Genomic DNA, 13406 nt, shown 5'->3' on the forward strand with positions numbered 1-13406 from the left:
ACACACCTTACTGGTGGTTGACGATGTAATCGATAGCTTCCTGCACGGTGGTGATCTTCTCTGCTTCTTCGTCAGGAATTTCAGTATCGAATTCCTCTTCAAGAGCCATCACCAGCTCGACGGTGTCCAGGGAATCGGCGCCCAGGTCTTCAGTGAAAGAGGAAGAGTTCTGGATTTCTTCTTCTTTGGCGTTCAGGCGCTCAGCCACAACCTTCTTGACGCGTTCTTCAATGGTGCTCATTTAACAATCACTCCTAGTGGTACGGAATCCGCAGCTCGAAAAAGCTGGGCGTAGTTTATAGGCCACCCCAAAAGGACGCAACCACGTCCCTGCGTGGGGTTCAGCGCATGTTCATGCCACCGTTCACCTGCAACGTCTCACCGGTAATGTAGCCTGCTGCATCACTGGTCAGGAAGCCGACTGCCGCAGCAATCTCTTCCGGCTGGCCAAGGCGCGCCAGCGGGATGTTGCCGAGCAACGCTTCGTGCTGCGCTTCCGGCAATGCTTCAGTCATGTCAGTGGCAATGAAGCCCGGCGCCACTGAGTTGACGGTAATATTGCGAGACGCGACTTCGCGCGCCAGCGAGCGGGCAAAGCCTTCCATGCCTGCCTTGGCGGCAGCATAGTTGACCTGACCGAGGTTGCCCATGGTCGCGACCACGGACGAGATGTTGACGATGCGGCCGAAGCGCGCCTTGGTCATGCCGCGCAGGCAGCTCTTGCTGACACGGAAGACCGACTTGAGATTGGTGTCGAGCACCGCGTCCCAATCGTCTTCCTTCAAGCGCATCAACAGGTTGTCACGCGTGATGCCGGCATTGTTGACCAGAATGGTCGGGGCGCCGAAGCGCTCGCCGATTTCCTTGAGCACGGCGTCGACGCTGGCCTGATCGGTGACGTTGAGCAGCATGCCCGCGCCTTCGATACCGTGCGCCTCGAGGTCAGCGCCGATGGCCGCTGCCCCTTTCTCGCTGGTGGCAGTACCGATCACGATACGGCCCTGACGGCCGAGTTCACGGGAGATGGCTTGGCCGATGCCACGACTGGCACCGGTCACCAGTGCGATTCTGCGTTCGCTCGTCATCTTGAGTCCTGAGTTGGCTGATCCAAGTCACATGGCCGGCCAGATGGGCCAGCCACGAGCTTACTGATTCTGTTCGGCAGCGGTCTCGCGGGCAAGTTCCAGCGCCGCTTCCAGGCTATCCGGATCATTCACGGCCAGGCCACGCGCCTGACGCTGAATGCGCTTGCCAAGGCCGGTCAACACCTTGCCCGGGCCGCATTCGATGAAGCTGCGCGCGCCACTGTCGAACATGGCATTGACGCAATCGGTCCAGCGCACCGGCTGATAGAGCTGCTCGATCAGACGCTGACGCAGTGTCTCGACGTCGTCATGCGCCTTGGCATCGACATTCTGGATGACGGTATAGCGCGGCGCACGGAAATCGATGGCATTCATCGCCTCGGCCAGCTTGTCGGCCGCCGGACGCATCAGATCACAATGCGACGGCACCGACACCGGCAGCGGCATGGCGCGCTTGGCACCCGCTTCCTGACATGCCGCGATGGCACGCTCGACGGCAGCGGTGCCACCGGCGATGACGACCTGTCCCGGCGCATTGTAGTTGACTGCCGCGACCACTTCACCCTGTGCCGCACTGGCACAGGCGGCTTCGACCTGGGCATTCTCGAGACCGAGAATGGCCGCCATCGCGCCCTGGCCCTGCGGCACGGCAGTCTGCATGGCTTCGCCGCGCAGATTGACCAGCTTGACGCCCTCGGCGAAACCGATCACGCCAGCGCAGACCATGGCGCTGTATTCACCCAGGGAGTGACCGGCCATGCGCGCCGGGCGCGGGCCTTCCAGCTCCTGCCAGACGCGCCAGATGGCGACACTGGCGGTCAGAAGCGCCGGCTGGGTCAGCTCGGTACGATTGAGCTCCTCCGCCGGGCCTTCCTGTGTCAGGTGCCAGAGATCGCGCCCCAGCGCGTCAGAGGCTTCCTCGAAGGTAGTGCGGACCACGCTATAGCGCTCCGCCAGCTCCCGCAGCATGCCGACCTGCTGGGAGCCCTGTCCCGGGAAGATGAGGGCCAGGGAATCTGTCATTGCTGTCACCATTTCCATCTGTTCAGGTGGGACTGACACGGGTCAAGAAACCCGATTTCCACTGGCTCGCAAGCGAGACGACCACTGTCGTGTCTCACGCTTCTGCCAGGGGAAAGCCTGCTTCCTGTCATTTACGTCATGCTGCCGTCCTGCGGGGGCTTCCTGTGGGAGCTGCCTACCCCTGATTCCCGTCCGCCTTCACCGCCCGGCCGCGAAGCGCTGGCATTGTCGCACCGTGTGCGCCGAAGCTCGACCCCAACAGGAACAAATCAGACCAATTTACTCATTCAGCGTGAGTATGTGCCTTCCAGGGCCTGCGCCAGGCGCGAGGGCAACTGCTCGCGAGCCTCGCTGGCCGCGCGCGTGACGGCAAAGGCAAAGCCTTCCGCCGCCGCGCCGCCGTGGCTCTTCACCACCACGCTCGCCAGGCCCAGCAGGCTGGCGCCGTTGTAGCGCACCGGGTCCAGTTCACGCGAGAGTCGTGTCAGCGCCGGGCGCGCCAGCCACGCCATCAGGCGCGTGCGCCAGCTAGCCGCCAGGGTCGCCCCCAGCTGTGCCGACAGCATCTGCGCAAGCCCTTCACTGCTCTTGAGCACGACATTGCCGACGAAGCCGTCACAGACCACCACATCTACCTTGCCGGAGAAGAGGTCGCCGCCCTCGACAAAGCCAAGGTAGTCGAAATCCGACTCGCTGCCAGCCAGCAGGGCGTGCGCCTCCTGCACCTGCGCAGTCCCCTTGACCGACTCGACCCCCACGTTGAGCAGCCCCACTCGTGGACACTCGACCGCGTCGATGAGGCGGCTGCGCATCGCGCCCATGCGGGCGAACGCCAGCAGATGGTGCGGTGCGACATCGACGTTGGCGCCGAGATCCAGCAGGCTGCAGGCGCGCGCGCCGCGCGTGGGCACCGCGGCACAGATGGCAGGTCGCTCCACCCCTTTCACTCTTCCCACTTCGCGCATGCCCAGCGCCATCAAGGCGCCGGTATTGCCGGCACTGACACAGGCATCCGCCTGACCGTTCGCCACCAGGCCCAGGGCCTGAGACATGCTGCTGGGCTCGCGGCTGCGCAGGACGCGGGACGGGCGAGCATCAGACGCGACAATGCCGTCGACAGCGAGTGTCTGAAGGCGATCACGAACACGGGAGAGTGAAGCAGGGAGGGAGTCTAACTCGGCATCCAGTAGATGCTGCGGGCCGACCAGGATGGCGCTGAGTTGCGAGTCTCGCAACAGCGCACTGGCCGTGCCCCGTAACGTAGCGCGGGGACCGAAGTCCCCGCCCATCGTATCGATGGCGATACGCACGGCGTTACGCCGCGCGCTGCATCAATGCCTTATGCATCAACGACTTTGCGGCCACGGTAGAAACCGTCGGCAGAGACGTGGTGACGCAGGTGAACTGTACCGGTTTCCTTGTCCTGGGACAGGGTCGGTGCAGTCAGGGCATCGTGGCTACGACGCATGCCACGCTTGGAACGAGTTTTGCGGTTCTGCTGAACTGCCATGGGGATTACTCCAATCTTGTCGACAAATTGAGTTCAGTGCTTGTCCTTCAGGGTGCGAAGCACACTGAATGGATTCACAGCGGGTGCGTCCGAGGCCTCGGGTTCCACACCGCTGGCCAGCTGGTCGCGAGAGACGGCACAATCGGCCTCCTCGTGGTAGACCACCTGCGGCAGGACCAGGAGCACTTCATCCTCGATCACTGTCAGGAGATCCAGCTGTTCGTTTTCCACCACTACCGGCTCGTACTCACCGGGCAGCTGCGCCGCCAGCGCATCGCTGGTCACCAGACCCAACAGGAACTCGCTGGAAAGCGGCTCCGGCTCGGTGGGTCCCAGACAACGCTGACATAGCAGACTTGCCTCGAAGGCGATGGAGCCTTCGATGAAGCTGCGACGTTGAGTGTCGATGTCAAAGGTCATGGAGACGCTGACGTCCCCTTCCTGAGCACCGATGGCCTCAACAACACGGGGCATGTTCGCCAGTGGAATCACGCCTTCAAGGCGTTTACCCGCTGACGCCAGCCGGTAGGGCTCGACCTTGGTCGGCAGTCTTGTGGTCAACATAGGCGCGCCATAATAGGGATTCCCCCTCCCGGTGTCAAAATGCATGAGCAACTTGTTGCTTTTGCCAGCCCCCTCACCATCACGCTTTCACGTCGATATGCGACAACTGACACTGGGCTACACGTCCAGCGCGCGATTGTACGCGCCTGACGCTTCAATGCCGAGAGGATTTACGGCATCCTGCAGCCCTTGTTTTTCAATTACTTGCCGCGCGCCGCCCAGCCAATGCCCGCAACGCGCCCCGACGGGAGAGCCATGATGACTCCACTGGTCCTGGCGTCCAGCTCACGCTGGCGTCGTGAACTGCTTGAACGCCTCGGACTGCCCTTCACCTGGACAGCCCCCAGTATCGATGAGACGCCGCGGCGCGAAGAAAGTGCCGAGACACTGGTCCATCGTCTGGCACTCGGCAAGGCCAACGCCGTGGCGGACGCCTACTCCCACCATCTGATCATCGGCAGCGATCAGGTCGCCGTCTTCGAAGGCGAGATACTGGGCAAGCCGGCGGATCTGTCAGCCGCACGCGCCCAGCTGGCGCGCTTCTCCGGGCGTCGCGTGCGCTTCGTGACCGGCCTGGCGCTGATCGACACCCGGTCCGCGCGTCATTGGGTCTGTCATGAAGACTACGAAGTCGTCTTCCGCTCCCTGACCAGCGATGAGATCGAACGCTACGTCGAGCGCGAACGCCCCCTCGACAGCGCCGGCAGCTTTCGCATGGAAGGCCTGGGCATCACGCTCTTCGAGCGTCTCGAGGGGCGTGATCCCAACAGCCTGATCGGCCTGCCGCTGATTCGCCTGTGCGAACTGCTGCGCGAGGCAGGCGTCGACCCTCTGCTGGATGCGCCGCGCTCCTGAATGGCACCGCGCCCCTGAGAGACACCGTAGCCCTGAGAGACACCGCAGCCCTGAGCGACGAGGGCTGCGGCCCTGGCTCGCCTACCAGGGCAGGCGGTAGCTGACCGGCGACACCGTCGTCTCGAGCCCCATCGCATTGGCCATCACACCGGCGAAGCGCCGCGTGAAGCGCTCGAAGGGGTCCTGACGCGGCGTGTAATCGTGCAGCTCCGCCTCTGGCGTCAGCTCCGCCGCCAGCTCTTCCAGCGTACCGGTACGATCGACCAGCCCCAGCCCCCGCGCCTGCTCACCGGTCCAGATCAGCCCCGAGAACAGCTCGGGATCGTCTTGGAGGCGCTCACCGCGCCCGGCCTTGACCGCCGCGATGAACTGCTGGTGCGTCGTGGCCAGCACGCTCTGCCAGAAGGCACGCTGGTCCGGCGAGATTTCCGAGAACGGATCAAGAAACGCCTTGTTGTCTCCCGCCGTGAACACGCGACGCTCGATATCCAGCTTCTCCATGGGCCCCTTGAGCCCGAAGCTTGAGGAAATCACGCCGATGGAGCCCACCAGGCTCGAGGGTGCCGCGATGATCTCGCCGGCGCCGGCCGCCATGTAATAGGCACCACTGGCGCCCAGGTCTTCGATCACCGCGATCACCGGCTTGTCGCCCCGCTCACGCAGCCGCATCAATTCGTCATAGACGCGCTGGGACTGCACCGGGCTGCCACCGGGCGAGTTGATATCGAGCACCACCGCCACGGAGGCCGGTGACTCCCAGGCCGCGCGCAGCCCCTTGATGATGCGCTCGGCATTGGCTTCACCGTCCGCTTCGATCACGCCCTTCACGCGCACCACGCCCAGATGCTGCTCGCCGGGCAGCGCCGCTGGCTGGCTGCCGAGCGTGAACAGGGTCACCGAGGTCGCGATCGAGGCGATGAACAGCAAGGCGAACAGGAAGCGGAAGAACAGCTTCCAGCGCCGCGAACGACGCTGCTCGGTGACCACGCCCTGCACCCAGCGGTCCATCATCTCGAGCTGCGCGGTGCGCTCGCGCGCCTGCCAGTCCACCTCTCGCTCGGAGGCGTCAGCCGCGCCCTGACCACTCATGCCCGGCCCGCTCAAGCCCGCTTCGCTCTCGTCCTTGCCACCCGCGCCTTCACGCCAGGGATCCTGCGGCCTGTCACTCATCGATTGCTGCTCCTGTGCTGGGCGATCGCGGCCGTTACCTGGCCACGTACAGCCAATCCATCAATTCATCGAAATGCGAGACGATGCGCTGCGGCGCACAGGCCTCAAGACGCGGCACACTGTGTACGCCGTAGTCGACACCGACACTGTGCATGCCCAGGGCACGCGCCATTTCCAGATCATATTCGGTATCGCCGACCATCAGCGCCTCATGCGCCTCAACGTTCAGCTCGGCCAGCAACTCCTCGAGCATGCGAGGATGCGGCTTGGACAGCGTCAGGTCCGCAGTGCGCGAGGCATGGAACCAGTCACCGCAGTCATGGGCCGTGAACATGCGGTCCAGCCCGCGGCGGCTCTTGCCCGTCGCGACGGCCAGCAGCTGCTCGGGATGGCGACGCAGACGCTGGATGCCGGCCTCGACTCCTGGGAAGAAGTCCAGCGGCGTGGTATCGACCGCCACGAAATGCGCCTTGTAGGCCGCGACCAGTGCCTCGCATTGCTCGGCCGTCGCCCCCGGGAACAGGCGCTCCATGGCTTCGGGCAGCCCGAGCCCGATGATGTCGCGCGCCGCATGGGCAGGCAGCTCGCCCATGCCCGTCGCCAGTGAGGCCGCCTGCAGGCAGTCGACGATGCGCGCCTCGGAATCCATCAGGGTGCCATCCCAGTCGAAGATGACCAGGCGATAGCGCGGTTGCGGCAGTCCTGCGGTGAGATCAGTCATGACGAGCTCCCAGCTCTCTGGCAGTGGCGAGGACGCGCTTCATCCGCTTGTCCAGCGGCGCGCGCACGGTGACGGTTCGCCCATCGATCGGATCAGGAAAGCTGAGCTGGGCGGCATGCAGGAACAGGCGTTCCAGCCCGACCTTCTTCGCCAGGGCATTGCCGCGCTCGGTGCCGTACTTGGTATCGCCGAGCAGCGGGTGGCCGGCATGCACCGAGTGCACGCGGATCTGGTGGGTACGCCCGGTGATCGGCTCGGCCTCGACCAGCGTCATGCTCGGATAGGCCTCACGCACTGCGTAGCGGGTGCTGGCCGTCTTGCCGGCCTCATCGACGCGCACCCGCCGCTCACCATTGCCACCGTCGTAGCGCTCCAATGGCGCATTGACGTAATCGCGGCGTGAATCCCAGCGTCCCTCGACCAGCGCCAGATACAGCTTGGTCATCTTGTGGGCCTTGAGGTCGGCATTGAGCTGCAACAGCGCAGCCCGCGACTTGGCCAGCAGAATGCAGCCGGAGGTATCACGGTCCAGGCGGTGCACCAGCTCCAGGAACGGCAGGTCGGCGCGAATCTGGCGCATGGCCTCGATCAGACCGATCTTGACGCCACTGCCACCGTGCACGGCAAGCCCCGAGGGCTTGTTGATGACCATGAAGTCATCCGTCTCGCGCACGATGCAGCCCGCCAGCACCTCGCGCAGATTGTCACTGACTTCCTGCACGGCGGCTTCCGGCGAGAGGCGCAGCGGCGGCACCCGCACCAGATCACCCGCCTGCAGGCGGTAATCGACCTTGATGCGCTTCTTGTTCACGCGCACTTCACCCTTGCGCACGATGCGATAGATCAACGCCTTGGGTGCGCCCTTGAGGCGGGTACGCAGAAAGTTGTCGATGCGCTGCCCGGCCAATTCCGGGGCAACCTCGATCCACTGGACTGATTGGCCTTCGGCCATGTCGCACTCCTTTCCGGCCCCGCCTTCGCGCGGCCTGCTCATCTTGTTGCCGTGCGCCTGGGCGCACTCAGACCGGTCATTCTACGGTGTCATGCGACCAATGGGGAATCATCGTGCCATATGCCGCTCTCATCCGCGGCTCGCCGGGCCTCGTATCTCGGGCGATGTAGCGAAGCGTTTGATCTGGCAACTGAATTGCTGGTACATACCTTTACTGGTATATTCGAGCGCAGTGAGATGGGCCTTCTCTATATGCCCGATCATCGTCTCCGCAGCCCTGTCACAGCGGCCGGAAAAACGGCGCACCCGGCACTTCAACAAGGTGCTTCACGCCGGCGGAGAGGGTCAGATGGCCCGCAATGAAGCAACGCGCACCGACATCAGCACCGTGCAGGTCACGCAAGCACCCTGTTGTCATCTACCCTGTCGGTAGCGTGCTGTCCCGCGCATCGCACCTGTCAATCACAGGCAGCGAAGGCCGCCCCAAGGACAGTCATTCGCGGCCAGTGGCCAGACCAACAGCTGACGCAAAACATCGATGTCGCTCAGGTCTCACAGGACCTGATGACGATATCAGCGGGCGCGGAACGCATGACGCCGCGCGCCGCAGCGCAATCGCCCTTCGAGCCTTCGTTGCAGACTCCACGAGATGATGTCGCGGGAGCCCGAAAGCCGCCTGCGCAGGCAAGACAGCAAGACGCCCAGTCATTCATGGGCCAACGACACAAGACCGCTCGGGCATGAAGCCCGGGTAATCATTCGATATCCGTGCCGAAGGCCGGCGTCGATGAATCGGCAAATGCCAGGTGTTAGGGAAGAGACCGCAGGGCCGGAGGAATACAAATCCCCGCAACACGTCCTGCCTCTTCCAAGTACTCAACATGATCATGCCGCATGTGGCCCGTCCACGGACTTGCCTGCATGCGAAAAACGCATTCCACGACATGCGCTGAGCACAACACGAAGCGGAAAACGGTTCCTCGTCGCCGACGCACAATGCGGCTGCCCTTCGGCACGCCCAGTCTAGCGAGACGACATGAAACGGATGCTCATCAACGCGACCCAGCCGGAAGAGCTGCGCGTCGCACTGGTCGACGGACAACGCCTTTACGATCTCGACATCGAGTCCGGCGCCCGCGAACAGAAGAAAGCCAACATCTATCGCGGCAAGATCACCCGCATCGAGCCCAGCCTCGAAGCCTGCTTCGTCGACTTCGGCGCCGAACGCCACGGCTTCCTGCCGCTCAAGGAAATCTCCCGCGAGTACTTCTCCAAGGACCCCGGCCAGGGCCGTCCCAACATTCGTGAAGTGCTCAAGGAAGGCCTGGAAGTCATCGTCCAGGTCGACAAGGAAGAACGTGGCAACAAGGGCGCCGCCCTGACCACCTTCATCAGTCTGGCCGGCCGCTTCCTCGTGCTGATGCCCAACAACCCGCGTGCCGGTGGCATCTCCCGCCGTATCGAGGGCGAAGAGCGCGCTCAGCTGAAGGAAGCGATGAACAGCCTGACCCTACCGGACAAGATGGGTGTCATCGTGCGCACCGCCGGCATCGGCAAGAGCGCCGAAGAGCTGCAGTGGGACCTCGACTATCTCGCCCAGGTGTGGGACGCGGTGACCAAGGCCGCCTCCAGCCGCCCTGCCCCCTTCCTGATCTACCGTGAATCCAACGTCATCATCCGTGCCATGCGCGATTACCTGCGCAATGACATCGGTGAGGTGCTGATCGACTCTCCGGAAGTCCAGGAAGAAGCGCTGTCCTTCGTGCGTCAGGTGATGCCGAGCTACCAGCAGAAGATCAAGCTCTACGAAGACGACGTGCCGCTGTTCTCGCGCTTCCAGATCGAATCCCAGATCGAGACCGCCTACCAGCGTGAAGTGAAGCTGCCCTCCGGTGGCGCCATCGTCATCGACCACACCGAAGCCCTCGTCTCCATCGACATCAACTCCGCTCGCGCCACCCGCGGCAGTGATATCGAGGAAACCGCGCTGCAGACCAACCTGGAGGCCTCCGACGAGATCGCCCGCCAGCTGCGTCTGCGCGACATCGGCGGCCTGGTGGTGATCGATTTCATCGACATGACGCCGGCACGCAACCAGCGTGAAGTCGAGAACCGTGTGCGCGACGCGCTCAAGATCGACCGCGCTCGTGTCCAGATCGGTCGCATCTCACGCTTCGGCCTGATGGAAATGTCGCGTCAGCGTCTGCGTCCGTCACTGGGCGAGACCAGCGGCGTGGTCTGCCCGCGCTGTGACGGCCAGGGCACCATCCGTGACGTGCGCTCCATGGCGCTCTCCATCATGCGCCTGATCGAAGAAGAGGCCATGAAGGAGCGCAGCTCGCAGATCCGCGCCATCCTGCCGGTGCCGGTCGCGACCTACCTGCTCAACGAGAAACGCGCCACGCTGTTCGACATCGAACGTCGTCAGGGCGTGAATGTCGTGCTGCTGCCGAACCCGGAGCTCGACACGCCGCACTACGAAGTCGTGCGTCTGCGTGATGACCACGTCGATGAAGACGGTGCCGACAAGTCCAGCTTCGAGCTGTCCGTCGAGACCGAAGTTGGCAAGGAACCGGATCCGAACTTCGACAAGCCGCCGGCGCGCACTGAAGCGGCCGTCAAGAGCGTGTCCCACACCACGCCTGCCCCGGTTGCCGCACCGGAAGCGCCTGCCGCAGCGCCCGCCGCAGTGGCCGAGAGCGCTGACAGCAGCAATGACAGCGATAGCCGCAACGGCAACGGCAAGAACAACGGCAATCGTCGTCGCAACGGCAACGGCAGCAGCAACGGTCGCAACCGCCAGGAGTCGCGCAACGAGTCTCGTAACGACACTCGCAGTGAAGGCCGCAACGACAGCCGTCAGAGCTCGCGCAATGACAACCGTCAGGGCAACCGTTCGAGCCAGGGCAATGACACCCGCGCTCAGGCCAGCAAGCAGGAAGTCGTGGCGCAGTCGTCAGCCCAGACTCCCGCCAGGACTGCCGCTCCGGCCACCGGTGGCGGCCTGCTGTCGCGCCTGGCCCGAGGCTTCAGCCGCCTGCTGGGCAATGACAGCGACACCGCCGTGCCGGCCAAGTCCAGCGAAGCCCGCAAGGCACTGGAAAAGGCCCGCGAGCGTCGCGAGACCGTCAGTGAAGCCAGCGCTCCGGCAGCGGCTCGCAACGACTCCCGCAATGGCCGCAACGCTGAACGTAGCAACGACCGCAACAACGACCGCAACAACGACCGCAGCAATGACGGCCGTGGCAACGAGCGTGATGACAACCGCAAGGATTCCCGTCGTCGCAATGACAACGCGTCACGCAACAACGACGGCGAGTCACGCAACAGCGGCAACGATTCCCGCGGCAACGACGCTGACAGCAACAGCCAGAGCGATGGCCGCAGCAACAACAAGCGTCGTCAGCGCAACGACCGTGGCAACCGTCGCAAGTCCAACGAGTCGCGTCAGGACAGCCAGCAGGAAATCGTCACCAACGACAGCAAGCCGCAGGCCGAACCGGAGCAGACGCCGCAGGCTGACAACAGCCCGAAAGCCGAAGCCAGGAGCAGCGACAGCCAGAACGCCAAGGCCGACAACTCCAGCAAGCGCGATTCCGGCAAGCGCAGCGACAAGCCGGCGCGTGGTGAGAAGCCGGCCAAGACTGACAAGGCCGAGCAGGTCGACAGCAAGCAGGCACGCGAGTCCATCAAGGCAGCCGAACAGGCCGAGCAGGTGGGACAGCAGGTCAGCAGCGAAGACCAGCAGACCCGCAACAACCCGCGTGTGCGCAGCCGTCAGCATGCTCTGAACCCGCAGGCGGTCGAAGAGCAGAAGTCGCTCAAGGCCATGACGCTGGCAGGCCCGCAGGCCACCGCTGCTCCGGCCGCCGCTGCTTCGGCAGCCGCTACTTCGGCAGCCGCTGCGGTGCCGGCCATTGCCGAGGAAGGTGCCGAAGCCGTCAGCGCCACCACCGCTGCTCCGCAGGGCGAAGCCAATGCCCCGCAAGGCAAGGAAAGTGCCCCGCAAGGCAAAGACAGCGCCCCGCAAGGCAACGACAGCGCCCCGCAAGGCAAGGAAAGCGCCCCGCAGGCTGAAACCAGTGCTCCGCAGGGTGAAAACAGCATCGCTGCACAGGACGCGCCGGCCAGCGCCGAGCAGTCTGCCAGCGCAGACCCCGCGGCAGCCGTTGCACCGGAAGTCAGCGAGCCGAGCAACGAGACGCTGAAAGAGACGGTAGCCCCTGAGTCAGCGACATCCGACGCGCAAACATCTGAGCCAGCGACAGCGGAAGTGCCCGAGCCGGTCGTCGAAGCACCAGTCGAAGAGGCGTCCGAAGCGCCTGTCACTGGCGCTCACCAGGCGCAGAAGACTGAGCAACACGCCGCCCAGCGCACTGAGCAGCACGCCGTCCAGCAGCCAAGCGTACACCAGCCGCAGGCCAGCGCAGCTGACGTCACCGTCGACACGCCGGCCGTCACTGCGGCAGAAGTCGCGCCGGAAGCCGCGGCCGATGAGCAGTCGCTGAAGGAAAGCGTGACCAGCGAAGCCGCTGTGCCTGAAGCACCAGCCGCCGCCGAGCAAAGCGTGCAGACACCGGCCGCCGAAGCGCAAGCTGCCGAGCAGACCGAAGCTCAGGCACCTGTCGCTGAAGCAGAGGAAGCGGTCGCCGCTGAAGCCGACACTGCCAGCCAGCCTGCGCAGCCTGTGGCGGAAGAGCCTGCCGTGGAAGACGCTGCCGCTGAACAGCCTGTACAGGAGGCCGCGCACGAAGAGGCTCCACAGCAGACTGAGCCCAGCGAGGCAAAGGTGACGCAAAGCGCTGACGTGGCCAGCACTGAGATTGAGCCTGCCGTCAGCACTGAGCGCACCGCAGATACTGTCGCTGAAGCTGCTGAAGGCTCTCAATCAACTGAGGGCTCTGATTCTGCTGAAGGCTCTGCAAACGCTGAAGACTCTGATGCTGCTGCTGAAGGTGCCGAAAGCGCCGTCAACGTCAGCGCCAGCGTCGAGAATGCGCCGGCCGAGACAGCGTTCGCGACTGCCGAGCGTCACGACAATGTCGCCGTGGCGCAAGCCGTGAGCGACGACTCCCACACAGGGGAAGTCGCTGACAGCGAGCACAAGCAGGCGCCGAGCGAGCAAGGCGAGACGACAGCGGCAGAAGGCGCGCAGCAGGACAGCACGCAGCCAGCCACCGAGACCCGCCGTCGCCGTGGCGAACGCGCCTACAACGATCCGCGCGAAGTGCGTCGTCGTGAGCGTGAAGCTGCCGAACGTGCTGCTGCACAGCAGGCCAGCGCAGAGACTCAGGACACGACCGCTCAGGATGACAGCGACACGTCTCACTGAGGCCTGAGGCTGGCGCCCTGCCCCTGCCGTCGCTCTGCCGCCCCTTTCAGCCACCAACGCTGAAGGGGGCGACAGAAAGGCAGCAAGACAGGGTCTGCCAACCGCTCCCGTTGAGCAGCAAGTCAGATGAAAACAAGAACGCCCCGCAGGCAAGCCTGCGGGGCGTTCTTGTTTTCAGTGCATGCTATTTTCAG

At 64.2% G+C, this 13406-nt stretch carries 11 protein-coding genes; 2 read left to right on the forward strand and 9 right to left on the reverse strand.

The features are described from left to right. Positions 1 to 7: 7 nt before the first annotated feature. From acpP to MSG32_RS09820, 6 genes are all read right to left on the reverse strand, one after another. A complete protein-coding gene (acpP, locus tag MSG32_RS09795; protein WP_024950601.1) occupies positions 8 to 241 on the reverse strand; it encodes an acyl carrier protein in 234 nt (77 codons plus the stop codon). A 100-nt stretch (positions 242 to 341) separates the two neighbouring features. After that, a complete protein-coding gene (gene fabG / locus MSG32_RS09800) occupies positions 342 to 1085 on the reverse strand; it encodes a 3-oxoacyl-ACP reductase FabG (protein WP_043331893.1) in 744 nt (247 codons plus the stop codon). A gap of 60 nt (positions 1086 to 1145) precedes the next feature. After that, complete coding sequence (gene fabD, locus MSG32_RS09805; protein ID WP_043331894.1) at positions 1146 to 2108, reverse strand: ACP S-malonyltransferase; 963 nt, start codon at positions 2106 to 2108, stop codon at positions 1146 to 1148. 287 nt (positions 2109 to 2395) lie between these two features. Then, positions 2396 to 3418 carry a phosphate acyltransferase PlsX gene (gene plsX / locus MSG32_RS09810; RefSeq protein ID WP_348983971.1) on the reverse strand — a complete coding sequence of 341 codons (1023 nt, stop codon included), beginning with the start codon at positions 3416 to 3418 and terminating at the stop codon, positions 2396 to 2398. Positions 3419 to 3447: 29 nt separating this feature from the next. Next, positions 3448 to 3618 (reverse strand): 50S ribosomal protein L32, encoded by a 171-nt coding sequence (gene rpmF, locus MSG32_RS09815; RefSeq protein WP_065392644.1) that lies wholly within the window; start codon positions 3616 to 3618, stop codon positions 3448 to 3450. 33 nt (positions 3619 to 3651) lie between these two features. Next, complete coding sequence (locus MSG32_RS09820; protein ID WP_107335333.1) at positions 3652 to 4182, reverse strand: YceD family protein; 531 nt, start codon at positions 4180 to 4182, stop codon at positions 3652 to 3654. 258 nt (positions 4183 to 4440) lie between these two features. Between MSG32_RS09820 and MSG32_RS09825 the strand changes: the two genes are divergently transcribed. Further along, entirely contained in the window at positions 4441 to 5037 is a 597-nt protein-coding gene (locus tag MSG32_RS09825) for a nucleoside triphosphate pyrophosphatase (RefSeq protein ID WP_248379295.1), read from the forward strand. An 81-nt stretch (positions 5038 to 5118) separates the two neighbouring features. On the opposite strand, the gene MSG32_RS09830 is transcribed toward MSG32_RS09825, so the two are convergent. Genes MSG32_RS09830 through MSG32_RS09840 form a run of 3 tightly spaced genes read right to left on the reverse strand, consistent with a single transcriptional unit; the run spans position 5119 to position 7880 of the window. Then, on the reverse strand, positions 5119 to 6207 hold the full coding sequence (locus tag MSG32_RS09830) for a S49 family peptidase (protein ID WP_248379296.1): 1089 nt from the start codon (positions 6205 to 6207) through the stop codon (positions 5119 to 5121). Positions 6208 to 6241: 34 nt separating this feature from the next. Then, positions 6242 to 6928 carry an HAD-IA family hydrolase gene (locus MSG32_RS09835; RefSeq protein ID WP_054555006.1) on the reverse strand — a complete coding sequence of 229 codons (687 nt, stop codon included), beginning with the start codon at positions 6926 to 6928 and terminating at the stop codon, positions 6242 to 6244. Continuing rightward, positions 6921 to 7880 carry an RluA family pseudouridine synthase gene (locus tag MSG32_RS09840; protein ID WP_054555007.1) on the reverse strand — a complete coding sequence of 320 codons (960 nt, stop codon included), beginning with the start codon at positions 7878 to 7880 and terminating at the stop codon, positions 6921 to 6923. Before MSG32_RS09840 ends, MSG32_RS09835 begins: the two co-directional genes overlap by 8 nt. Positions 7881 to 8916: 1036 nt before the next feature. Between MSG32_RS09840 and rne the strand changes: the two genes are divergently transcribed. Next, entirely contained in the window at positions 8917 to 13212 is a 4296-nt protein-coding gene (gene rne / locus MSG32_RS09845) for a ribonuclease E (protein WP_248379297.1), read from the forward strand. Positions 13213 to 13406 lie beyond the last annotated feature (194 nt).

Origin of the sequence: Cobetia sp. 1CM21F (assembly GCF_023161745.1) — a bacterium.
In the GTDB taxonomy this organism is placed as follows: domain Bacteria; phylum Pseudomonadota; class Gammaproteobacteria; order Pseudomonadales; family Halomonadaceae; genus Cobetia; species Cobetia amphilecti.